Annotated in this window: 19 protein-coding genes; 11 read left to right on the forward strand and 8 right to left on the reverse strand. The window is 68.0% G+C overall.

Going from position 1 to position 23189, the window contains the following annotated elements:
* Window positions 1–28: 28 nt before the first annotated feature.
* From PS060_RS09510 to PS060_RS09550, 9 genes are all read left to right on the forward strand, one after another.
* Window positions 29–1177, forward strand: coding sequence for a hypothetical protein (locus PS060_RS09510; protein WP_273982712.1), 1149 nt, complete (start codon window positions 29–31; stop codon window positions 1175–1177).
* 18 nt (window positions 1178–1195) lie between these two features.
* Window positions 1196–1783, forward strand: a complete 588-nt coding sequence (locus tag PS060_RS09515) for a hypothetical protein (RefSeq protein ID WP_273982713.1) — start codon at window positions 1196–1198, stop codon at window positions 1781–1783.
* Window positions 1776–2879 (forward strand): DUF1176 domain-containing protein, encoded by a 1104-nt coding sequence (locus tag PS060_RS09520; RefSeq protein ID WP_273982714.1) that lies wholly within the window; start codon window positions 1776–1778, stop codon window positions 2877–2879. Before PS060_RS09515 ends, PS060_RS09520 begins: the two co-directional genes overlap by 8 nt.
* Window positions 2880–2946: 67 nt before the next feature.
* Entirely contained in the window at window positions 2947–4863 is a 1917-nt protein-coding gene (locus PS060_RS09525; protein ID WP_273982715.1) for a sensor histidine kinase, read from the forward strand.
* 60 nt (window positions 4864–4923) lie between these two features.
* Window positions 4924–5865 (forward strand): hypothetical protein, encoded by a 942-nt coding sequence (locus PS060_RS09530; RefSeq protein WP_273982716.1) that lies wholly within the window; start codon window positions 4924–4926, stop codon window positions 5863–5865.
* Window positions 5866–5965: 100 nt separating this feature from the next.
* Complete coding sequence (locus PS060_RS09535; protein WP_273982717.1) at window positions 5966–6499, forward strand: RNA polymerase sigma factor; 534 nt, start codon at window positions 5966–5968, stop codon at window positions 6497–6499.
* A 39-nt stretch (window positions 6500–6538) separates the two neighbouring features.
* Entirely contained in the window at window positions 6539–7465 is a 927-nt protein-coding gene (locus tag PS060_RS09540) for a FecR family protein (protein ID WP_273982718.1), read from the forward strand.
* A 4-nt stretch (window positions 7466–7469) separates the two neighbouring features.
* Window positions 7470–9929: a TonB-dependent receptor gene (locus tag PS060_RS09545; protein ID WP_273982719.1), complete on the forward strand. Its 2460-nt coding sequence runs from the start codon at window positions 7470–7472 to the stop codon at window positions 9927–9929.
* 76 nt (window positions 9930–10005) lie between these two features.
* Window positions 10006–13149 carry an autotransporter outer membrane beta-barrel domain-containing protein gene (locus tag PS060_RS09550; RefSeq protein ID WP_273982720.1) on the forward strand — a complete coding sequence of 1048 codons (3144 nt, stop codon included), beginning with the start codon at window positions 10006–10008 and terminating at the stop codon, window positions 13147–13149.
* Window positions 13150–13222: 73 nt separating this feature from the next.
* Here PS060_RS09550 and PS060_RS09555 read toward each other — a convergent pair whose 3' ends face one another.
* Together PS060_RS09555 and PS060_RS09560 are read right to left on the reverse strand one after the other, a co-directional pair.
* A complete protein-coding gene (locus PS060_RS09555) occupies window positions 13223–13759 on the reverse strand; it encodes a group I truncated hemoglobin (RefSeq protein WP_273982721.1) in 537 nt (178 codons plus the stop codon).
* Between the two features lie 16 nt (window positions 13760–13775).
* Window positions 13776–14837, reverse strand: coding sequence for a DUF3034 family protein (locus PS060_RS09560; RefSeq protein WP_273982723.1), 1062 nt, complete (start codon window positions 14835–14837; stop codon window positions 13776–13778).
* Window positions 14838–14967: 130 nt separating this feature from the next.
* On the opposite strand from PS060_RS09560, the gene PS060_RS09565 reads away from it, so the two are divergent.
* Entirely contained in the window at window positions 14968–15567 is a 600-nt protein-coding gene (locus PS060_RS09565; protein ID WP_273982724.1) for a methylamine utilization protein, read from the forward strand.
* Window positions 15564–17897, forward strand: a complete 2334-nt coding sequence (locus PS060_RS09570) for a putative bifunctional diguanylate cyclase/phosphodiesterase (protein WP_273982726.1) — start codon at window positions 15564–15566, stop codon at window positions 17895–17897. Before PS060_RS09565 ends, PS060_RS09570 begins: the two co-directional genes overlap by 4 nt.
* A gap of 1 nt (window position 17898) precedes the next feature.
* Here the strand turns inward: PS060_RS09570 and PS060_RS09575 are convergent, their stop codons facing one another.
* From PS060_RS09575 to PS060_RS09600, 6 genes are read right to left on the reverse strand one after another with little or no spacing between them, the layout of a single operon-like run.
* Entirely contained in the window at window positions 17899–18228 is a 330-nt protein-coding gene (locus PS060_RS09575; RefSeq protein WP_273982728.1) for a cytochrome c, read from the reverse strand.
* Window positions 18225–19433: a molybdopterin-dependent oxidoreductase gene (locus PS060_RS09580; protein WP_273982730.1), complete on the reverse strand. Its 1209-nt coding sequence runs from the start codon at window positions 19431–19433 to the stop codon at window positions 18225–18227. The genes PS060_RS09575 and PS060_RS09580 overlap by 4 nt, the downstream gene beginning before the upstream one ends.
* The gene (locus tag PS060_RS09585; RefSeq protein ID WP_273982732.1) at window positions 19430–20041 is read right to left on the reverse strand and encodes a 3,4-dihydroxy-2-butanone-4-phosphate synthase; all 612 of its coding nucleotides are present in this window, start codon (window positions 20039–20041) and stop codon (window positions 19430–19432) included. The genes PS060_RS09580 and PS060_RS09585 overlap by 4 nt, the downstream gene beginning before the upstream one ends.
* Window positions 20041–20613, reverse strand: a complete 573-nt coding sequence (locus tag PS060_RS09590) for an NADPH-dependent FMN reductase (RefSeq protein ID WP_273982733.1) — start codon at window positions 20611–20613, stop codon at window positions 20041–20043. Before PS060_RS09590 ends, PS060_RS09585 begins: the two co-directional genes overlap by 1 nt.
* Window positions 20610–22097 carry a glycerol-3-phosphate dehydrogenase gene (locus PS060_RS09595; RefSeq protein WP_273982734.1) on the reverse strand — a complete coding sequence of 496 codons (1488 nt, stop codon included), beginning with the start codon at window positions 22095–22097 and terminating at the stop codon, window positions 20610–20612. The genes PS060_RS09590 and PS060_RS09595 overlap by 4 nt, the downstream gene beginning before the upstream one ends.
* Window positions 22094–23185, reverse strand: coding sequence for a YeiH family protein (locus tag PS060_RS09600; protein ID WP_273982736.1), 1092 nt, complete (start codon window positions 23183–23185; stop codon window positions 22094–22096). Before PS060_RS09600 ends, PS060_RS09595 begins: the two co-directional genes overlap by 4 nt.
* Window positions 23186–23189: the final 4 nt, after the last annotated feature.

A 23189-nucleotide genomic window follows, 5' to 3' on the forward strand; every position in this document is an offset into this window, starting at 1 on the left:
CCAAACCGGCACCGGACGGGCGAGACCAGTGGCACAAGTGACCTCGCCACCGGTCTCGCCCATTTTCCTGCTGGCGCTGCTGCTGACGCTGCTGGCCGCTGCTGCCCCGCTGCGGGCCGAAACCCCCGCCCCGCCCGAAATGCCGCGCTATCTGCGCCAGCTCGACACGCCGGTGAACGCCGGGGACTGGACGCTGCAATGCGATGGGGCGGCCTTCTGCCAGATCATCGGTGTGGTGACACCGCCGCGCAACCACATCGGGGTGCGCACCGTGGTGATGATCAGCCGCGGCATCGCGCGGGACGCGCCCTTCAAGCTGCGGCTGGCGTTTCTCGATTCAACCGGCGCGCTCGCCGTGCCCCCGCCCGAGGACTACTGGCGGTTGATCCCGCGCGGACGGCTGCGGGGGCGGCGCGCGCTGCCGCTGGGGCTGGGGCCGATGGAGCCTGACGGGGCCTACCGCGCCTCGCCCGAGGCTGCCGCCGCCATCATCGCCGCGCTTCAGGCATGGCCGGGCGCAGCGGTGCATAATGGCGAGCGGGTGATCGCCCGGATGCCGCGCGGCAATCTTGTCCGGCTGCTGCGCCGGATGGAGCGGTTGCAACACCCCGCCACCGATCCCCTGACCCCGGCCGAACGCAGCGCGTGGCTTCAGGAATACCACTATACCGTCCATCGCGGCGCTCCGGACGAGGACAGCGAGACCTATCCCGCGCCCGAGCCGGTCGAGGCGGCCTGCGGGGCGAGCGCGCTCGCCAACCGGCCCTTCGTCTATCGCATCGGCCCTGCGCACCGGCTGTGGGTCGCCGAATGTCCCGATGGCCACCACATCTTCCTCCACCCCGATGGCGGCGAGGCGCGGCACTTCGAGATCCGCGAAACCGACGGGGCGGTGCGGCGGCATGACTATGCCGGGGTCGGCGAAGACGGGCTGCTGGTGCTGCAACTGCCCGGCAGGGGCGGGCGGATCGATTGCGGGCATTGGGTCAGGTTCGGCTGGGCGGGGACAGGCTTCGCGATGATCCTCAACCGCCGTTATGACCGCTGCCGCGTCGTGCCCTATGATTTCTGGCCGCGCGTCTGGTCGCCCACCAGCTGGCGATATGCCGGGCAAACCCCCTCAGATGGAGGGGATGCGCCCCCCTCGCCCGAGGGGGTAGGGCAGCCCCGATCGTAGATACAAGGGGGGAATGCCGTGAACGCCCGTGCCCGGCCATGGATTGGCCTGTGTTTCAAGCTGATGGCGGCGCTCGCGCTGATCATCGCCTTCGTGTTCTTCATGCGGATGCAGGAGGAACAGTCCGCCAACGACAAGCTGCGCAATCAGGGCGTGGTCTCGCGGGCGCTGGTGGTCGACAAGGCCAAGGACAGCCTCACCACCCAACATTCGGGCCTGCGGCGCCGCAGTTCAGGCTATACGACCGAGACCGACCTGTGGGTGCTGACCGTGCGCCATGTGCCCAAATCGACCGTCGCCTATGCCGATTACCCGGCGAAGGTGAAGGAGAGCGATCTGCCCACCGCCCCGGCGCTGACCGGTGATCCGATGACAGATTCGGCCCATCAGGGGATCATGTGGGTCTCGCAAGAGGTGTATGATGCGGCCAAGGTCGGCGATATGCTGACCGTGGTGAACACCCCGTGGGATAGCGAAAGCCCGGTGCTGGTGACCGAGGTGGAGGCGTTCGATCCCTCGCCCTTCTATCCCGGCATCGCCGTGTCGCTGATCCTGTCGGCGGTGTTTGCCGCGATCGGCTGGCGCAGGCGCTGGTGGCATGGCTAGAGCCAGCCTTGCGGCCCTGGCTCTGGTGCTGGCGGCCAGCACTGCACGCGCGGAGGATTCCGCCCCCGGAGACTGGACCGCGCCCGAGGTCACCGAGTTTTCCGACTGGTCGGTCGCCTGCGACAATGCGCGCGAATGCACGGCGGTCAGCATCTCGCGCGCGTTTGTCGCCCGCGTCGAGGCCAATGATCCGGGCGATTACGCCCAGCCGCGCCTGTGGGTGAAGCGCCGCGCCGGGCCGGACGAGCCGGTGCGCGTCTTCCTCGACACCACCACCTGGGGAGAGGCGGGCGCTGGGCCGGGGCCGGTGCTGCTCCACGTGCTCAGGGACTGCGACGGCGAATGCGTTGGCCCCGCCTATCCTCTGATCGCGCTGGAGCCGGGCCGCTATGAACTTGCGCCGCCTTATGTCGCGACCTTCCTTGCCGAAAGCACCACCACCAGCCACGCCGCGACCCGCTTTGCCGATGGCGAGATGCACGGGATCATCACCACCGCCGGGATGACCGCCGCCCTGCGCTTCATCGACGAGGTGCAGGAACGCCGCGAGACGGTGACGGCGATCTTCGCCAAGGGGCCGCGCCCGGCCTCCACCGTCCCGCCCGCGCCGCGCCTGCCAGAGGTGAAGGTGACGCGCGGCGAGGAGGCCGCCGACAACGCCGTGCCTGCCGTCAACGCCGCGCTGTTCGTCGAACAGGCGAGGCTTTGCCCGGATGTCGATCTTGACGGCCCCGATCCCTTCCGCGCGCGCTGGCGGCTGGCAAGCGGGCAATTTCTCTGGTCATTGGGCTGTTCGGGCAATCCGGATGCACCGCGCCGTCTGTGGCTGATCGAGACACCGGGCAAGGGCGTGGCGACCTTCACTTTCCCCCGCCCCGAACAGGGCCGCGCTGCCTTGCCGCCGGTGCTGCCCGATAGCGCCTTCGATCCGGCGAGCGGGATGATTACCGCCTATGCCGGGCGGCTGTGCGGCTGGCGGCGGCGCTGGACGTGGACCGGCACGGCGTTCGAAATGGTCGATGCGGTGGAAATGCCGTCCTGTTTCGGCATACCTCTGCATCAATGGCTCCAGACCTACCGGGCGGTGCCGGATTGACATGGGGCGCGACCCCGGACAGCCTCGGGTCGATTGGCTGTCATGGGGCTATTCGGGAGGGGGCTGAATGAACCTGTCGCCAAGGATGCGCAGCTGGCTGTTGGCCGCGCTGTTCCTGCTGTTCTCGCAAATGCTGTTCTGGCCGCTGGTCGACTTTGCCGAGCGGATCACCCGCCCGGACGAAATCGATCCGCGCGGCGAGATCACCTTCACCGCGCTCGATGAAAACCGCAAGGTGATCGCGGGCGGGGAGGTCTTCACCGCCAAGCGCCAGAAACAGCAGGGCTATTATGCGCCGCTGGTGCCGGGGGCGGCCTATGCGCGCTTTGCCATTCCCTTCGATGTCGCCGATCCGCAAGCGCCCACCGGCTTTTATATGTCGCTGCGCGATGATGTGGCGGAGGTGCGGCTCAATGGGATGATCGCCCAGCCCGAAGTGACCGTCTCGCGCCAGCAGGGCAGCGTCAATGTCGGCCCGCATTTCGTGCCCTTGCCGCCCGCTGCGCTGCGCAAGGGGGCTAACCTGCTGGAGCTCGACGTGCGCGTCACCGGCACCGTCAACGACTTCCCCACCTTCGCCATCGGCGATGCCGACGCGCTCGCCCGCGCGCACCGCTGGCGCACCTTCATGCTGCTCGATCTGCCGCTGGCCGGGATCGCGCTCCAGCTGTTCACCGTGCTGCTTTGCGCGGTAGTGGTGTGGCCGCGCGAAGATCGGCCACGGATCAACGCGATCATGCTGCTGCTGGGCCTCAGCGCCGCATCGACTGCCGTTCTATCCTACATTCCGCCGACCTGGCCCTTTGCCATCACGATCGGGCTTTATGTCCTGAGCAGCGCAGGGATCGGTCTGGCGGCCATCCACTATGCCCAGAGTGATGGGGCCGTGACGCTTGTGCCAGAACGGGCGCTGCGTTGGGCTTGGCTGGCGCTGCCGGTGCTGGTGGCGGTGCCCATGGCATGGGGTCATCTGGAGCCTGCCAGCGCGCCGGCGCTGATTGCCGCGACCGTCAAGGCCTCGTTCTGGTTCGTCAGCGCCCTGTGCGCGCTGGCCGCCCTTCTGCTGGCGCTGGCAGCCGCGCGCGGCGGCATGGCCGCGTGGTTCGAGCGGATGGTGCTCACCGTCAGCTTCTGTTTCTTCATCCTCGACCGGCTGGGGAGCATCTTTGAACTCCACTCGCTGTTCGATGCATCGCTGCCGCTGACCCTGCCGTGGTCGCCCATCGTCGGCGTTCCGCTGGGCCTGTCGATGATCCTGTCGCTTGCCCGGCAGGCGAGCGAGGCACGGCGCACCGTGGTGCGATCGAACGAAATCCTCGCCGCCCAGCTGACCGAGCAGAACGCCAAGCTCGAAGCCAGCTACGAAGCACAAAAGCAGCTGCTTCAGCGCGAGGTGATGCTGGTGGAACGCCAGCGGATCGTGCGCGATATGCATGACGGGATCGGCGGGCAGCTGCTCGGGCTGATGATGCAGGTGAGGGGCGGGGGCGCGTCGCCGGTCGAGGTCGAACAGGGGCTTCAGGCCAGCATCGCCGACTTGCGGCTGATCGTCGATTCGATGGATTCGGCGGAAGAAGGCCTTGCCGAAACCATGCGTTCCTTCGAACACCGCGTCCGCCCGCAGGTCGAGGCGGCCGGGATCGCGCTCGATTTCGTGGCCGAGGTGGACGAGAGCCTCGACCTTGGCCCGCGCCCGACCTTGCAACTGCTGCGTATCCTGCAGGAAGCCGTGACCAATGCGATGCGCCATTCGCGCGCGCGGCGGATTGCGGTGGCAGGAAGCGCGGGCGCGCAGGGGCCGATCCGCATCACGATCAGCGACAATGGCACAGGCCTGCCCGAAGGCTACCGGCGCGGGCGGGGGCTCACCAGCATGGAAACGCGCGCGCGCAATCTCGGCGGGGCGCTGACCATCGTCACCGGCAGCGAAGGCACCTGCCTGACGCTGGAAGTGCCGGTGACAGCCCCCGATCCCTCTGCCTGAGGGGATTGGCCAAGCGGCAGCCCCCGCGCACCCTTCCGCTGCACAAGAGGGAGGGAGACGATGATGCACCGAGGGACACTGACGCTTGCCCTGACACTGGCGGCGGTGCTGGCCGCTGCGCCCGCCGCAGCCCAGCGCGCGCCGCGTGAAGGGCGCGCAGGCGCAGGCCCGGCTAGCGCGCAGGCCGACAGCCCCAACCCGGTCAAGCGCACCTGGGACTTCACCAAGCGCTTCGGCATCCCGCGCTTCGATCCACAGGATTGCACCAGCGATCCGGCGCGCCTTGCGGCCATGCTGGAAGATTACAACGCCCGCGTTGATGCCTTCCTCGCCGGGCCGACCGACCCCAAGAAGCTGGGGCTGGAGCGGAAGAACTACGTCAAGCAGGTGCTCGGCACGGCGCGCGATATCGCCGCCTGGCGCGAGACTTTCGAGGCGACCGGCCAGCGCTCGCCCGACAGCGATGTGCCTCCGCTCGCGGCCGATATCTGCCGCGCGCAGATGCAGCGTCACCAGCTGCTGGCGCTGCGCGACGGGCTGAGAGCGATGGCGCGGGTCTATCCCGACATGGCCGAAATCGCCCCGCAGCTGGCCGAGGCCGATGCCGCGCTGGCGCAGATGGGCGATGACGCCGCGATCCGCCGCAAGGTTGAGGCCAACCGCGCCGCCGCGCTGGCGCAGGTGCGGATGAAGCCGCCTGTGGCCAGAAACCCGGCGCTGGAAAAGGGCCTGCATGACGGCTTTGCCCGTCTGGTGCCGGACGAGACGATCCTGCGCCTCCACCTCTACAGTTCAGATTGGTATGTTCACCGCAACGCGATCACCAGCGTGCCCGAATATCGCCAGATCGGCGCATGGGTGGCGACGCGGCGCAGCGACGGGACGTGCTGGATCAGCGGGATCGACCTGTGGCAGAACTACACCGGCGGCGGCTTTGATGCGGGGGAATACAAGCTCGGCCGCGCCCCGCAGCAGATCCTGTGCGAGAACCTGCCGGGCTGATCGGCAGCGGGCCTGTTCGCAGGCCGGATTTGCGCCTATGAGGGGGCGCGTTCGGCCCGTGTTCAGTGAAAGGGTCGTCAAGCACTGACCCCGAAACACTGTGTCCCGGCCACCCATTTCCCCTTCCGCCTCGCTCGAAGAGGCCTTTCTGGCGCAGAGCGAACGGCTGCTGCGCTTCGTGCGTGCGCGCGGGGCAGGTGAAGCGGCGGAGGACATTGTGCAGGAACTGTGGCTGCGGCTCGCGGCTGCGCCCGATCCGGTGGCAGCGGCGCAGATCGGTTACATGATGCGCGCGGCTGACCGGCTGATGATCGACCGCTATCGCTCGCAGCGGCAGGCGCGCGCGCGGGAACAGGCCTGGGCCGAGCTGCAGCCGGGCCTTGCCGACAACATCGCCCCGGCGCCCGCGCCCGACCGCGCCATCGCCGCGCGCCAACAGGTCGCCGCGGTTCAGACGGCGCTGGATGCGATCGGTCCGCGTGTCGCCGCAATCCTGCGCCGCCACCGGATCGATGGTGTCAGCCAGCGCGACATCGCCGCCGAATTCGGCATCAGCCTGAGCACGGTAGAGAGCGACTTGCGACGCGCCTACGCCGCCATCCTCGAAGTCAGGAGGACGCTCGATGAGGCTTGAGCGCAATGGCTCCGTCTTGCAGACAGGAGACTGTTTGCGATGAAACCTGACCTGCCAATCCACGATGCCGCCCTCCACTGGGCGCTGCAGACGGGCGAGCCCGATTTTGCCGATTGGGATGCCTTTACGGCATGGCTGGAGGCCGATCCGGCGCATGGGCGGGCCTATGACGCCGCACAGGTCGCGCTGGATGAGGCGGCAGCGCTGGTTCCTGCGAGCGAAACCGAACCTGTCGCCGCCAATGACAACGCCCCCGGCTGGCTTTCAGGCGGGCGGGCGTGGCTCGGCGGGGCGGTGGCAGCTGCACTGGTGCTGGCCACGACCTTTCTGATCGGGTTCTGGCCGCAGGGCGAGGCGCTGTATGTCACCGCGCCGGGCGAGACCCGGCTGATTGCGCTGGACGATGGCAGCAGCGTGACGCTCGGCGGGGGTAGCCGCCTGACCATCGAAGGCGCGCGCGCGGCGCGGCTGGAGAGCGGGCAGGCGCTCTTCACCATCCGCCATGACGCGGCCGATCCTTTCGTGCTGCAAGCTGGCGCGACCCGGCTGGTCGATGCGGGGACAGTGTTCGATGTGCGGATGGTCGGCACCAGTCTCGATGTCGCCGTGGCCGAGGGCGCGGTGATCATCGACCCGCAGGCGCAAGGCGTGAGGGTGGACGCGGGCCAGCGCGCGGTCGGCACTGACGGCGTGTTTCGCGTCGACCGGTTCGATGCTGCCTCGGTGGGCGAATGGAGCCGCGGGCGGATCACCTTCCAGAACGCGACCCTCGCCGACATCGCTGCCGATCTGACCCGCGCGACCGGCACGACCTTCACCAGCACCGACAGCGCCACGCGCCTGTCAGGCAGTATCGCGCTCGATGCGGTAAAGGCCGATCCGCGCGCGCTGGAAGGGCTGCTGGGTGTCCGGGTGCGTCCGCGCACGGATGGCGAGGGGGAGGGCTGGGTGATCGCTGCCCGCTGATGCCATGAGACCGCTCATCCCGCTTGCCGCCATCGCCATGCTGGCCGCGCCGGCCGCGCTCGAAGCGCGGTCGGTTGAGCTGGCCGTGCCCGCTGGCACCGTGGCCGAGGCGGCGATCGCGATTGCGCGCGCGACCAATGCCAGCATCGTGATCGCCGATCCCGCACAGGGGGCGCGGCGGATTGCCCCCATCGTCGGCCGGATGGATGCCGGTGAGGCCGTCCACAAGCTTGCCCGGGCAAGCGGGATGCAGGCGGTGAAGGTCGGCCCCAATGCCTGGCGGCTGGTCGCCGCGCCGCCCCGAAGGTCGCTGCTGAAGCGCGCCCGCCCGGCAACCTCGCCGTCGGCACCGGCGCGCGCGGCGCAGTCCGAAGGCTCGGAGGAGACCGAAGGCGCGCCCATCATCGTCACAGCGACCAAGCGCGATCTGGCCTTTGGCGAAGTGGCCGCGCAGGTCACGTTGCTTGATGGCGACGTGCTCCAGCGCGGCGGGGTGGGCGGCACCGAGAAGATCATGCAGCGCGCCGCCAGCGTCAGCTCGACCTATCTCGGCAGCGGACGCAACAAGCTGTTCATCCGCGGCATTGCGGATTCGAGCTTCACCGGGCCGACGCAGGCAACCGTCGGCCAGTATTTCGGCGACCTGCGCCTGTCCTACAACGCCCCCGACCCCGACCTGCGCCTGTCCGACATGGAGCGGGTCGAGATCCTCGAAGGGCCGCAGGGCACGCTCTACGGCGCTGGTTCGCTCGGCGGGATCATCCGGCTGGTGCCGCGCGCGCCGGAACCGGGCGAGACCAGCCTCGTCGTTTCGGGCGGGGCGAGCGCGATCGTCAATGGCGAGCCGGGCGGCGATGCCCATGCGACCATGAACCTGCCGCTGGCAGGCGAGACAGCGACGCTGCGCCTCAATCTCGATGCGGCAACGCTTGGCGGCTATATCGACAAGCCGCTGATCGGGCAGCGCAATGTCAACCGCACCGATATCCTGTCGGGCCGCGCGGCGCTCAGGGTCGACATCGCGCCCGATTGGCAGGCCGATGTGATCCTGCTGGGGCAGGATACGCAGGCCGCCGACAGCCAGTATGCCGACCGCGTCAGCGCGCGCGCGCTTGAAAGCTCGGCGCAGGTGACGGAGGGCAGCCGGGCGCAATACGGGCAGGCGCAGCTGGTGCTAAGCGGACGGATCGGCGGGGTGCGGATCAAATCGTCGACCGGGATCGGCGCGCAGGATCTGACCGAGCGATACGATGCCACCGCCCCCGGCAGCGCGCCGCGCCTGTTCAGCCAGCGCGGGCAGACGCACATGATCGCCAACGAAACCCGCATCTGGCAGCCGGTGGGCAAGGGGAGCGGACTGGGCTGGGTGCTGGGCACCAGCGTGATCGACAGCCGCAACACCCTGACCCGCGCGCTGGGCCTTGCAGGGCAGCCGCCTGCCGCCACCACCGGGGTCGAGAACACCGTGTTCGAGATCACCGGCTATGGCGAGGCGAGTTATCGCCTGCTTCCGATCCTGACCCTGGCGGCGGGCCTGCGCGCCACCACGGTCGAGCTGGGGGGCGAAGGCGAGAATGTTCCGCTCCAGATCGCGCTGGCGGGCCGTGCGGTCACTGCCACCCGGCGCGAGACCGCCTATCTCCCCTCTGCCTCGGCCCTGCTCGACGTCGGCGAGGATGGCCGCGCCTACCTGCGCTATCAGGAGGGCTTCCGGCCCGGCGGGCTGGCGGTGTCGGGCGAGTTCGTGCGGCAGTTCCGATCCGATCATGCCCGCACCATCGAACTGGGCGGCGGCTGGGGCGTGCCGGGGCGCGGGGATTTCGACCTTTCGGCCAGCCTGTCCTATACCCATTGGCGCGACATTCAGGCCGATTTCATCGACGAGCGGGGCTTGCCCACCACCGCCAATATCGGCACCGGCAGGATCTGGTCGGCCAGCTTGTCCGGCAGCGTGCGGCTTGCGCCGGGCCTGAGGCTTGAGGCCGGAGCGACGATCAACGACAGCGAAGTCGATGTCCCGGTGTTCTTCTCGCTTACCCCGCTGACGCTCACCGGGTTCAACATCCAGCCGCCGCGCGGGGCGGAAAGCGCCGCGCGCATCCTTGCCGCCCCGCGCCTCAGCCGCATCCCCAACATCGCGCGTTTTTCCGGCCGGACGGGGCTGACATGGCGGCGCGAATTCGGGAATGGCACCGCGCTCGAGGCTGACGGCTGGATCAGCTATATCGGCAAGTCGCGGCTCGGGATCGGGCCGGAACTGGGTGAATTGCAGGGCGATTATCTCGACAGCGGGATGATCCTGCGCTTCGGGCGCGACAATGCCGGGCTGACGCTGACGCTCAGCAACCTGTTCGACAGCGAAGGCAACCGCTTTGCGCTCGGCACGCCGTTCAGCACGGGGCGCGCGCAGACGACACCGCTCCAGCCGCGCACCATCCGCATCGGGTTCGACATCCGGTTCTAGAAAAAATCGCGGGCGGCCAAGGTTGGTGCGCGATGCCTCCGTCTCCTGAAGCAAAGGATCAGGAGGAAACCCCTAAATGCACCCCCGTACGCTTCTCGCCGGCACGGCCCTTGCCGCGCTGGCTCAGCCCCTTGCCGCCCAGACCGTCATCAGCACCGCGCGCACGACGCCGGTGGTGACCTCGACCGTCAATGGCGGGCAGCCCAATGACGTACGGATCGAGACGGCGGGGTCGGTCACCGTCACCAGCGGGACGGCGGTGACGGTCGACAGCAACAATTCGGTGACCAACGCGGGCAACATCACCATCAGCAATGCCGACAATGCCACCGGCATTCTGGTGACAGGCGCGCGCACGGCCAACATCACCAATTCCGGCACGATCACGATCGACGAGACCTACACCGCCACCGACAGCGATAATGACGGCGACCTTGATGGGCCTTTCGCGGTGGGCACCGGCCGCACCGCGATCCGCATCGATGGCCCGCTGACCGGCAATCTCAGCCACACCGGCACCATCGTGGTCGAAGGCAACGCCTCGGCCGGAATCCGCGCCAATGCCGCGATCACCGGCACCTTCACCCATGAAGGCAAGACCACTGTCACCGGCAACAATTCGGTCGGCGTGGCGATGGGCGACATTTCGGGCAATGTGCGCCTCGCGGGAGAGATCACCGCGCGCGGCGGCAATTCGCAGGGCGCGGTGCTCGGCGGCAATCTCGGCGGTGCGCTGCGGGTGCAGAGCACCATCACGGTCAGCGGCTATCGCACCGTGCCGGCCCCGACCGACGTTTCCAAGCTCGATGCCGACGATCTGCTGCAAGGCGGCAGTGCGCTGGTGATCGAGGGCAATGTCGCCAAGGGCATCATCTTCGAAATCGCCCCGACCGATTCGGTCGCGAGCGACAATGACGAGGACAAGGACGGGATCGAGGATGCCAAGGAAGGCACCACCCGGATCATCGCCTATGGCGCAGCCCCCGCGGTGCAGATCGGCGGCACCACCAATGACATCACCATCGGCGCGACCGAGGGCACGGCGAATAATTTCGGCATCATCATGTCGGGCATCATTCTGGGCGATGGTGTCTATGCCGGGGTCAATGGCACCGGGATGCGGATTGGCGGTCGCGGGGCGGATGTGACCATCACCAACGGGATGCAGATCAATGGCAGCATCGGCGGCGCGGCGCGCGATGGCAATGCGACCGGGCTTGAACTGGGCACGGGCACCACTCTGCCGGTGCTGAACAATGCCGGCACGCTGGTAGCCAACGTCAGCGGCACCGCGACCGGCACCGGGCGCGCGACCGCGCTGCTGATCGCCGAGGGTGCCTCGCTGCCGATCCTGCGCAACTCCAAGTCGATCAGTGCCGCCACCACCACGGCGGGCAGCGCCTTTGCGATCCGCGACCTTTCGGGCACGCTCGGACTGATCGAAAACAGCGGTGCGATTGCCGCGAGCGGGGCGGACGCGGCCTCGACCCGCAATGTCGCGATCGACCTGTCGGCACGCACCGGCGACAGCATCATCCGTCAGACCGTGGTGAGCAGCGGCAATGCCGCGCCCTCGATCACCGGAGACATCCGGTTCGGCAGCGGCTCGGATCTCCTCGAATTGCTCGACGGCGTGGCAAGCGGCACGGTTAGCTTCGGCGGCGGCACCAACCGCTTTGTCCTGAGCGGCGATGCAGCCTTCAGCGGCACGTCGGACTTTGGCGGCGGAGCGGGCACGCTTTCGCTGGCTGACACCGCGGTCTTTTCGGGCCGGTTGCTCAATGCGCAGAACGTCGGCGTGCAGCTTTCCGCCGGTACGCTGGTGCTGACGGGGACGAACAACATTGCCAGCCTCAATGTCGGTGCGACCGGGGTGATCGGCGTGACCGTGGGCGGCGCGGCCGACGTCAACACCGCGATCAATGTCAGCGGCAACGCCACCTTCGCGAGCGGATCGAAGCTGCGTATTCGCCTTGCCGATCTCACCATCACCGGCGGCACCTATTCGGTGCTGACCGCGGGCAGCCTCACAGGCGCGAGCAACCTTGCCGCCGACAGCGCGCTGGTGCCGTTCCTCTACAAGGCCACGCTGGGGGTGAGCGGGAACACCATCAACGTGGCGATCAACCGCAAGGCGACCAGCGAGCTTGGCCTCAATGTCACTGAAAGCGCGGCCTTCGATCCGCTGTTCGCTGCGCTGTCGAAGGACGCCAAGGTCGCCGACCTGTTCCTCAACATCGGCACCGCCGAGGTGTTTCAGGCCTATGTTGCGGCAACCATGCCCGATCACGCGGGCGGCAGCTTTGAAGGCCTCAGCCAGGGTCTGCGCGCCTTTGACCGGCACTTCATGGACCCCAACTCGCCCTTCGATGAAGAAGGCAAGTTCCGCATCATCGCCGATTTCGCCAACTGGAACGCCGACAAGGAGCGCGGCCAATCGGCTGACTTCGACCTTACCGGCCTCGGGTTCCGGCTGGGCGGCGAATATCTGACCAAGGCGGGCGCCTTCGGGGTGACCGGCAGCTGGCTGTGGAACAAGCACAAGTCGGGCTTCTTCGACAATTCGGTGCTGAGCGACAGCTATGAAGCCGGCGCGCATTGGCGCGGCAAGTTCGGCCCCGTCATCAGCTTTGCCCGCGTGGGTCTGGGCAAGGCCGATTTCTCGGGCAGCCGCGTGGTCGCAGGCGGCACCGGCACCAATGCCTTCAGCTACACCATCAACCGCGCCTGGAAAGGCGACTTCGTCACGGCGACTGGCGGCGTCTCGATCGAGGGCGGCGGGCAGTTCTTCTTCTTCCGCCCGTCACTGGTGGTCGATTACCTGCGGCTGAAGGAAGACGGCTATACCGAAACCGGCGGCGGCAATGCGCTGAACCTGACGGTCGAGGGCCGTTCGAGCAAGGAAGTCGGCATCAACGGCGCGGTTGCCGTCGGGGCCGATCTGTGGGGGATGCAGGCGCGCGATACCGGCTGGTTCCGGCTTGAGGCCGAGGGCGGCTGGCGCGAATTGCTGACCAACGAGCTGGGCGCGACCCGTGCGCGCTACAACACCGGCAACCAGTTCACCCTGACGCCGGAAAGCCGCGACAGCGGCTGGTTCGCCCGCGCCCGCGCGCTGGGCGGGGACGGCAGCTACAAGATCGCCGGCGAGTTGGGCCTTGAGGAACAGTTCGGCCAGATCGGCTATAGTTTGCGCGCGTCGATCCGCTTCGGCTGGTGATGCGCGCCGGGTGCCGGCCTCTGATTGCCCCCCCGCACGGCCGGCCGGCACCCACCCGTTCCGGGGCGCAGGATCAGCGCTCCACCACGTCGCCCGACATCGGCGCGAGTTTTGCCAGCAGGCGGTTCTGCGCGGCAAACGGCACCTTGGCCTCGCGCATCGCGATCTGGAGATTTTCGACCAGCGCGTTCATGTCGGCCTTGGTCACGCCCATGTCGGTGTGCGCGGTCTTCATGTCGCGCCCGGTGTAATCGCAGCCTGCGCCCAGCAGATAGCAGAACTGTTCGGAGAGCGTCCGCTTGAGGCGCACCATGTCGTGCGCGGCGAAGATGTCGGCGATGCGCGGGTCGGCCTCGGACAGCTCGACCGTGCGCGCCGCGATCCGGGCAATCCCCTCGCGCCCGCCGAAGGCTGCGACCAGCCCGGCGCTGTCATAGGGCGTGGCCCCGGCGTTGGCGTTGGACTGATCGTAGGGCTCGACCGGAATTTCACCGGTGACAGGATCGCGCTCCTTGGTCTCGACCCCGAATTCGGCGTCCCAGTCAGTGCCCTCGGCGGGCGCCTGCTGCATGAGCATCAGGAAGGCAGAGGCGGCGGTGGTCAGCAGCATGGCGGGCCTTTCGAAATCAGAATGCGACCTGCGCCGACACAAAGCCGCCGCGCTGATCGGGGATGGTGGCGATCGAGCCGAGGTCGACATAGGCCGCCGCGAGGGTCAGATTGTCGGTGAGGGCGTAGGCGGCGAAAATGTCCATCCAGTCATCGTCGCCAAGCCCGAGATTGTCGGGCTTGCTGCGATACTCTGCCCCCACCACCGCACGGCGCGACAGCTGGTAGCCCAGCGATCCTTCGAATTGCAGCTTGTAGCCTGCGCCCGCCGCCGATCCGAAGCCGAGCAGGCCGAGTTCGTTCGCCTCGGTATAGCGCAGCGTCGCGTTGACCAGCAGGCTGCGCGCGAGCAGCAGCTTGGTGGCGCTGATGGTGTAATCCGTGCCGTCATCATCCGCCGCGCCGAGCGCGCGCACCAGCGCGCCGTCACGGCTGCGCTTGTGCTCCACGCCCACCGCGATCTGCGGCAGCCAGCTCTCGCCATAGACAAGGTCGCCCGCCACGCGCAGCTTGGCGCCGAAGGTGTCGAGGTTGAAGGTGTAGCCCTGCCCGATCCCCAGAAGCGCGCCGATGTCGCGCGTGTCGAAATCGGCGCGGGCGTAGGACAGCTCCAGCCGGTCGCCAAAGCCCAGCGCCACGCCGTAGGAGCGCCAGCCGAAATCAGCCAGTTCGATCGCGCTTGCATGGCCCGAAATCCCGATCCCGCCGGGCATCTGCCGTCCGCCGATGGTGGCCCAGCGTGCGATGCCGCCGCCCGATGATCCTTCCACGGTGCTGATCGCATTGGTCAGCAGCAGCTTGCCGCCCTTCAGCACATCGACCTTGCCGATCCGCACCCCGCCGCTCGCGTCGCTGGCAAAAGCGTTAGCTTCCCCGATCGGCTGCAGCGCGCGCAGTTCGGCAGGGCGAGTCGGGCCGTGATCCAGCGCCACAGCCTGTGCCGCGATTTGCGGCAGCGCGCGTTCGGCTGACGGCGCGGGGCTTTCCAGCACCGGCACGAAGGCGATGTGGGGCGCTGCATCGGGCAAGGTGAGGGCTGCTGGGGCCAGCGTCAGCACGTTGAGAAGTGTTAGGCTCATTCGTGCCGCGTTAGGCATGGTAGCGTAAACATCACCTAAACCACGAAGCGAGGGAATTTTAAGGGTTCGATCTTAGTTGACCGCATCAACTATGCGACCACGTAATCTTCCTAGGTTTGCAGGCCTGTCGATGCTGCTGGCGTTGGCCGCAGCACCCGTGCTGTTGCCTGATGCCCTTGCCGCCGGCCCTGCCTCCTTGCGCGTGCAGGTGGTCGACGAACGCGGCGTGCCGGTGCGCGATGCGGTGGTCGAACTGCGCAGCAACAAGGGCCACACCGGGCCGATTCGCTTCCCCTGGAAGATGGGCATGGCGCAGAAGAACCGCGAATTCACCCCCGGCACGCTGATCGTTGCCAAGGGCAGCACCGTGGCCTTTCCCAATCTCGATAATGTGCGCCATTCGATCTACAGCTTTTCCAAGCCCGCGCGGTTCGAGATCGAGCTGTATGGCCGCGACCAGACCCGCACGCAGGGCTTCGCCGTGGCGGGCAGCGTCAAGCTGGGCTGCAACATCCATGACGAGATGCGCGGCTATATCCGCGTCACCGATACGCCCTATGCCGCCAAGACCGACACCAACGGCTATGTCACGCTCACCGGGATGCCCGGTGGCGGGGCGAGCCTGACGGTGTGGCACCCCGCACTGCGGGCGCCCGGCAATGAGAGCAAGTCACCCATAACCATCAACGGCGGATCGCAGACGCACAAGCTTAGAGTTGCAATGCGATGATCCTTGCCAAATCGCCGGCGCACGTTGCGCTGGCCCGCCTTGCGGCGCTGCGATTTGGTTCGCTGCGCAGCCGCATTGCGTTGCTCTATGCCGGGCTGTTCGCCGCGGTGCTTGGACTTGTCGTCAGCCTTGCCGCCGGCGGGCTTGCCCGCTTTGCCGAGAGCGGCGCGGCCAAAGACCTCGGCGCGAATGCCCGCGTGTTCGACGAAATCCTCGCCGCCCGCGCGCGCCAGATGGGCGATCAGGCAGGCGTGCTGGCGCATGACTTCGGCTTTCGCGAGGCGGTGGCCACGGGCGACGCGCCGACCATCGCCAGCGCGCTCACCAGCCTGGAAGGCCGGGTGCGCAGCGACATGGCCTTCGTCCTGACGCTTGATGGCGAGGTGCTGGCTGCCGATGCCACCGGCGTGCCCGCGCCCGAAACGCTGTGGACGCGGCTCGACGCGGGCGGCACGCGCGGGATCATCGCTTCGGACAAGGGTCTCGCGCTCGCGGCTGCCGCGCCGATCGAAGCGCCCGATCTGATCGGCTGGCTGGTGATCGCCCAGCCGCTCGACCGGGCCGAGCTTGACCGGCTGGTCGAACTCGCCCCGATTGCGCTGGAGGCGCAAGTGGTTGAAGCTACGGGCCAACCCGTCTGGCTGCGGCAAGCCAAGGCCAATGACGTGTTCGAACGCGATGCGGGGGGCGAGCGCTTTCTCAACCACGTCTCCGACCTGCCGGTGTTGCAGGACGGCATCGCCCCGCGGCTGGTGCTGCGCCACCCGCTGGCCGAATCGCTGGCCGCCTATGACACCTTCAAGGGTTGGCTCATCGCGCTCGCCGTCGGGGGCATCGCGCTGGTTCTGGGATTGAGCTGGAAGGTCGCGCGCTCGGTCACCGAACCGCTCCAGCAGCTCGACGCGGCCACCCGCCTGATTGGCGAGGGCCGCGAAGTCACGCTCGCGGTCGAGACCGATGACGAGATCGGGCGGCTGGCCGACAGCTTCAACACCATGGTCCGCGCGATCGAGGAGCGCGAGCGCGAGATCATCCATGTCGGCCTGCACGACGGGCTGACCGGCCTGCCCAACCGCAAGCTCTTCACCGAACAGCTCGCCACCATGCTCGGCCGCCGCCGCGCGGGCGAGAAGGTGATGGTGGCCTATGTCGATCTCGACGACTTCAAGATGGTCAACGACACGCTTGGCCATCCGGCGGGCGATGCCCTGCTGCGGACCGTCGCCGATCACCTGCGCGAAGACCTGCCCGATGCGCTGATCGCGCGGCTGGGGGGCGATGAATTCGCGATTCTCATCGACGGGATCGAGGAGAAGGCGAGCCTCGGCATCATCGCCGACAAACTCCAGCGCAGCTTCGACCGGCCGATCACCATCGATGGTCAGGCCGCGTCCTGCGGGGCGAGCATTGGCATCGCCATGGCCCCCGTCGATGGCGAGGACGGCATCACGCTGATGCGCAACGCCGATCTTGCGCTTTACCGGGCCAAGCATGAAGGCAAGGCGACCTACCACTTCTTCGAGCCTGCGCTTGATGAAGCCGCGCGCCAGCGCCGCCAGCTGGAACTTGATCTGCGCGCCGCGATCAAGGACGGCGGGTTCGAACTGAACTTCCAGCCGCTTTATTCGCTAGCCGAAAAGCGCCTGACGGGGTTCGAGGCGCTGATCCGCTGGAACCATCCGACCCGCGGGCGCATCAGCCCGGTCGAGTTTATCGGCCTTGCCGAGGAAACCGGCCTGATCATCCCGATCGGCGAATGGGTGCTGCGCGAGGCGTGCCATCAGGCGAGCACCTGGCCCGCCGATGTCTCGGTCGCGGTCAATGTCAGCCCCAAGCAGTTTACCGCCACCGGCCTTGCCAGCACGGTGCTGTCGGCCCTGTCGGCGAGCGGCCTTGCCCCGCATCGGCTGGAGCTGGAAATCACCGAGAGCATCTTCATCGCCGATGTCGATGCGACCATGGCGACGCTGCATTCGCTGCGCGCGCTGGGGATCAGGATTGCGCTCGACGATTTCGGGACGGGCTATTCCTCATTGAGCTATCTGCGCTCCTTCCCGTTCGACAAGGTCAAGATCGACAAGAGCTTCGTCGAGGATCTGGGCACCAGCAGCAACGGCCATGCGGTGATCCGCGCGATCACCACGCTCGCCAATGCGCTGGGAATGGAAACGCTGGCCGAAGGGGTGGAGGACATTGCCCAGTTCGAAGTGCTCGAACGCGAAGGCTGCCAGAACATCCAGGGCTATCTGTTCTCCAAGCCGGTTGCCGCCGACGCGGTGGCAGGCCTGCTGCGCGACGGGGCGGGATACCAGCGCCAGCTGCGCGCCTGAGCTATTGCCTCGCTTCGCCCTGGGCCTGAACGTGAACCATGTAATCGGCAATCGCGGGGATCGCGGCAGGATCGACCGGAGCCTTGTAGACCTTGATCATCTTGCCCGCGATCTCCTCCCACTTCTCGCGGCTAACCTTGGGCTGCTGGAGCAGGGTCGAGGGCGAATGGCAGGCGGTGCAATTGGCGAGCACGGCATCGCGCCCCGGGCCGTCGGGCAGGTCGATCGGATCGTCGGGCAAGGTGATGCTGGCATCGGCAAAGCTCGCCTTGGGCGCCGCATCGCAGGCCGTCAGCAGCGCGAGCAGGGGGAGGATCAGCGCGGCTCTCATTGTGCCCTCAGGGTGATGCGTTCGATCACGTTGCGGGCATAGCCCGATGGGTTCCACGCCAGTGTCTCGGGTTGCATCGCGCCTTTGACGTTGGTGGCCCGCACGCCGATGTCGGCGAGGTCACCCGACACGCTCGGCAGTTCGACCTGCCAGCGGCGGAAGGCGTAAGGGCCGTGTTCGTCCGGGCCGAGAGAGCAGGGGATCGACCATCCCGCCCCCACCAGATCGACCCGCTCCAGCGCCGCATCGCCGCCGAAGGCCATCCCCTCCAGCACCAGCGGCTTGCCCTTCGCAACCGCCGCGCCATCGGCATGGCTGGTGATGAAGGCGCGCGGGGGCATGGCGGTAATGGGCACAGTATCGAAGTCCTTGTCCGCCGGCGTGATCGGCTGGGCGGGCATCCGGTAGGACTTGGCGACGTAATAGCTCTCATCCTCGCCGGTCAGCACTTCGATGGTCGAGAGCATCTTGACCCAATAGGTCGAAAACCACCCCGGAACCACGATCCGCAGGGGGAAACCGTGGAGGATCGGCAGCGGTTCATCATTCATCGCCCAGGCCACCAGCACATCGTCGCGCATCGCGATGTCCATCGGCAGCGACTTGATGAACTGCGGCGCGCCGTCGGTCAGCGGCACATCGAGGCCCGCATAGCGCACGCGCTTCGCCCCCTCGGCCACCCCGGCTTTCGCCAGCACATCCCTGAGCCGCACCCCGGTCCACTTGGCGCAGGCCATCGCGCCATTGCCCCACTGGGTGCCGGTGACGCGCGGGGTCGAGAGACCCCGGCCGTTGCCCGCGCACTGGTTGACCGCGACGACCGAGATATGCTCGCCCGCCGCCGCCACCTCGTCGAGCGTCAGCGATACCGCCTTTGTCACCGCCCCGCCAATCGCCACACGGTGCTCGGCGGCTGTGATGCTGGTGGGCATATCCCAGTTCCAGCGCACGAAATGGCGGTCATTGGGGGTAATCACCCCTTCGCGGAACACCTCCATCGGGGCTTCGAGCAGCGGGGGGCGGATGCGCTGGACGATCATCTCGCCCTTGCCGGGGAAGGCAGGGGTGGTGGGCCTCAGGCTCGGCCCGCCGGGGAGGGCAAGGTCGATCATCCGCCCGGCCTGCTGCGCCAGCAAGGGCGCGGCGAGCGCCGCGGTGCCGGCGCCCGCGATCAGCGCGCGGCGGGTGAGACGCGCCTCGTTCATGCCTTGGCCCCCTCCAGCCTGTCGATCAAGGCGCCGATATCGGCGACTTCAAGCCCGTGGGCGGCGATCAGATCGCCGATATCGTCGATCCGCGCCATCTCGCCATCGTCGCGCATGATCGAGCAGATCACCGCCGCATCGCCCGCGCCTGCCATCCGCGCGAGGTCAATCGACGCCTCGCAGGCCGAGGCCCGCACCAGCACGCCGCCGGCCTGCGCGATCAGCGGGAAGACGTGGCCGGGGGAATGGATGTGCGCCGAACTCGCCCCGTCAGCCATCGCCACCCGCACCGTATGCGCGCGGTCGGCTGCCGAAATGCCGGTCGACACGCCTTCCGCCGCCTCGATCGAGCGGGCGAAGGGCCGTCCGGTCTGACGCGCCGTGCCGGGGTTCACGAGGCTGAGGCCCAGCTGCGCCGCCCGCTCGGGCGTCACCGCCAGACAGATCAGCCCGCGCCCGTGGGTGGCCATGAAATTGATCGCTTCGGGCGTCACATAGCGCGCGGCGACCATCAGGTCGATGTCCCCGCCGCGCAGCCGGTCGCCTGCGATCACGACCATGCGCCCCGCTGCCACTGCCGCGAGCGCCGCGTCCAGCCCGGCAGGCATCAGGCCAGATCCCGCCCGGCGGCAAAGCTCTTGGCGCCGAGCACCACCTGCTTGCCGACGAGTTCGAGCTGCCCGCGCGCGCGTTCATCCAGACATTCGCCATCGGGGGAAAACAGCCCGCGATAGGTGCGGATCGTCGCGCCCATCGGGGTCGGCCAGCCGCGCAGGGCATGGGTGATCGCACGCATCGTCAGCAGCGTCGACATCGAGGCCTGATCGCCGAAAGCGGTCGCAATCAGTCCGACCGCGCGGCCATCAAGATAGGGACGTTCATCGCGGGCGAGGTCTTCAAGGTAATCGAGCGCGTTCTTGATCACGCCTGAAATCGTGCCGTGATAGCCGGGCGCGGCGACCAGCAGGCCATCGGCCTGCCGCACCGCCTCGACCAGCTCCGCGCCCATCGCCGCGGTGTGGCCGGGGCCGAGATAATGCGGCAGGCCCGCGCAATATTCCCCGCCGAACACCGTCACCTCGGCCCCTTCGGCCGCGGCAATCCCGGCGGCCAGGCGCAGCGCCTGTTCGGTCGAGGAGCCGGGGTTCACCGTGCCGCCAAGGGCTACAATACGGGTCATGCGGGAGTTGTCCTTTCGGTGATGTATGCCGCGAGACGGGCGGTCTGTTCGGGGGTGAAGTGCAGCCCCAGCTTGGTGCGCCGCCACAGCACGTCTTCGGCACTGCGCGCCCATTCGCGGGCGATCAGGTGATCGACTTCGGCTGCGGTCAGCCCATGGCCGAAATCCTCGCCCAGATCGGCGGCAGACTTGGCCGCGCCGAGAAACTCCGCCGCGACCGTGCCGTAAAGCCGCACCAGCCGCGCGGCGCGGGTCTCGGTGAGGAAGGGATAGCGCTCCGCCAGATCGCGGGCGAGGGCAGGGGCATCGAACCGCCCGAAATCCCCGCCGGGCAGAAACGCCCCGCCCGTCCAGTCCGCGCCCGCCAGCACCGGCAGGAAGGGCACCAACTTGCTGATCGCCTCGGCGCTGAGTTCGCGGTAGGTGGTGATCTTGCCGCCGAACACCGACAGCAGCGGCGCTTCGCCCGGCCCGCCGTCAATCTCGAAACGGTAACCGCGCGTCGCCGCCTCGGGCCGGCCCGATCCGTCGTCGACCAAGGGGCGCACCCCGGAATAGGTCCACACAACATCGGCAGGCGTCACGGGTGTGCGGAAATACTCGGAGGCTCCGGCGCACAGATAGGCGATTTCTTCCGGGGACGCGCGCACTTCATCAAGGCTGCCGTGGTGATCGACATCGGTGGTGCCGATCAGAGTGAAGTCCTGCTCGTAGGGGATGGCAAAGAAGATCCGCCCGTCGGGCAGCTGGAAGAAATAGGCGAAGTCGTGGTCGAACAGCTTCTTCACCACGATGTGCGAGCCGCGCACCAGCCGCATCCTTTGCGCCGAAGGCTCACCGGCGCGGCCCAAGAGGTCGAGCACGCGCGGCCCGGCGGCATTGACCACGGCGCGCGCGGTGAAGACCTCGCCCCCCGCCTCGATCCGCCAGTGATCGCCCGCGCGCGAAAGCGCCGTCACCTCGCAGCGGGTGCGCACTTCGGCCCCGCGGTCGGCGGCATCGCGGGCGTTCAAGACCACCAGCCGCGCATCATCGACCCAGCCATCCGAATAGGCGAAGGCGCGGGTGTAATCGCCCTTCAGCACCGCGCCTGCCGGGTGGCGAGTCAGATCGACGCTCTCAGCCGAGGGCAGGTATTTGCGCCCTCCGATATGGTCGTAAAGGAACAGCCCCAGCCGCAGCAGCCAGCGCGGGCGCAGGCCGGGGCGGTGGGGGAGGATGAAGCGCAGCGGCCAGATGATGTGCGGCGCAATGCCCCACAGCACCTCGCGCTCGGTCAAGGCCTCGCGCACGAGGGCAAACTCGTAGTGCTCCAGATAGCGCAGCCCACCATGGATCAGCTTGGTGGAGTTGGACGAAGTGCCCTCCGCCAGATCGCCCCGCTCCAGCAGCAGCACCTTCGCCCCGCGCCCGGCGGCATCGCGCGCGATCCCTGCGCCGTTCACGCCGCCGCCGATCACCGCGAGATCAAATAGGGTGCTCATGCGATCACCCACTGGGCGAAAGCGAGCGCGACCACAAGCGAAGCGATGGTCGCCGCCAGCACCGGCATCACCGCGCGCCAGCCAAGGCCCAGCAGCAGATCGGTGCGGGTGCGCATCGCGGTCGCGGTGACGGCGAGCAGCAGCAGGGTCTTGGACGCGGTTAGCGCATGGGCGGCCAGCATCGGGGGCAGGGGGATGAGCGAATTGATCGCCACCAGCCCCAGAAAGGCGAGGATGAAGCCCGGCAGCATCGGCACCCGCGCGCGGCCCACGCCTGCGGGCAGAGGCTCGGCCTTGGCGATCCACAGCGCGGCGAGCGTCACCAGCGGGGCGAGCATGGCCACACGAGTAAGCTTCACCACGGTCGCCTGCGCGCCCGCTGCGTCGGACACGGCAAAGCCTGCGCCGATCGCCTGCGCCACATCATGGATCGACGCGCCGACAAGGAACCCCGCCTGCGCATCGGAAAAGCCCAGCATCTGCGTCAGCGGCGGATAGGTGACGAGCGCGATGGCCGACGCGGCTGCGAGGATCACAAGGGTCAGGGTGAATTGCGCCTGATCGATCCGTTCCCGCCCGATCACGCCATAGAGCGCGAGCGCGGCCGAAGCGCCGCAGATCGCGGTCGCCCCGCCGCCAAGGAGCCCGGCCGATGCGCTCTGCCCGGTCGCGCGCGCGGCGGCGAGCGCGGCGAGAAGCGCGGCGGCCATGACCAGCGCGAGGCCTGCGAAAGGCACCAGGCCCATCGCCGCCACCTGTGCAGCGGTGACCTGACAACCGAGCAGCACGATCCCGGCGCGAAGCCCGTGGCGCGAGGCCGCGTCGAGCCCGTCATGGGTGCGCGGGTCGGCGGAGGCGAAATTGACCGCAAGTCCGATCAACAGGCCCGCAAGGATCACCGGCACGCCGTAATTCTGCGCCAGCCATGCGGCCGCGGCCCCGGCAATCGCGGCAATCGCAAGGCCGGGGACGAAGCGCGACAGCGGCTTCTTCTGCACCGAGACTGCCGCTGCCGAATCGGCGAGCATGATCTCGCCGAACAGGTCGCCGGCAAAAGCCTCGAAATCGGGGCGCGCGTCGCGCTTCATGCCG

This window comes from Erythrobacter sp. BLCC-B19 (assembly GCF_028621955.1).
GTDB lineage: Bacteria > Pseudomonadota > Alphaproteobacteria > Sphingomonadales > Sphingomonadaceae > Erythrobacter.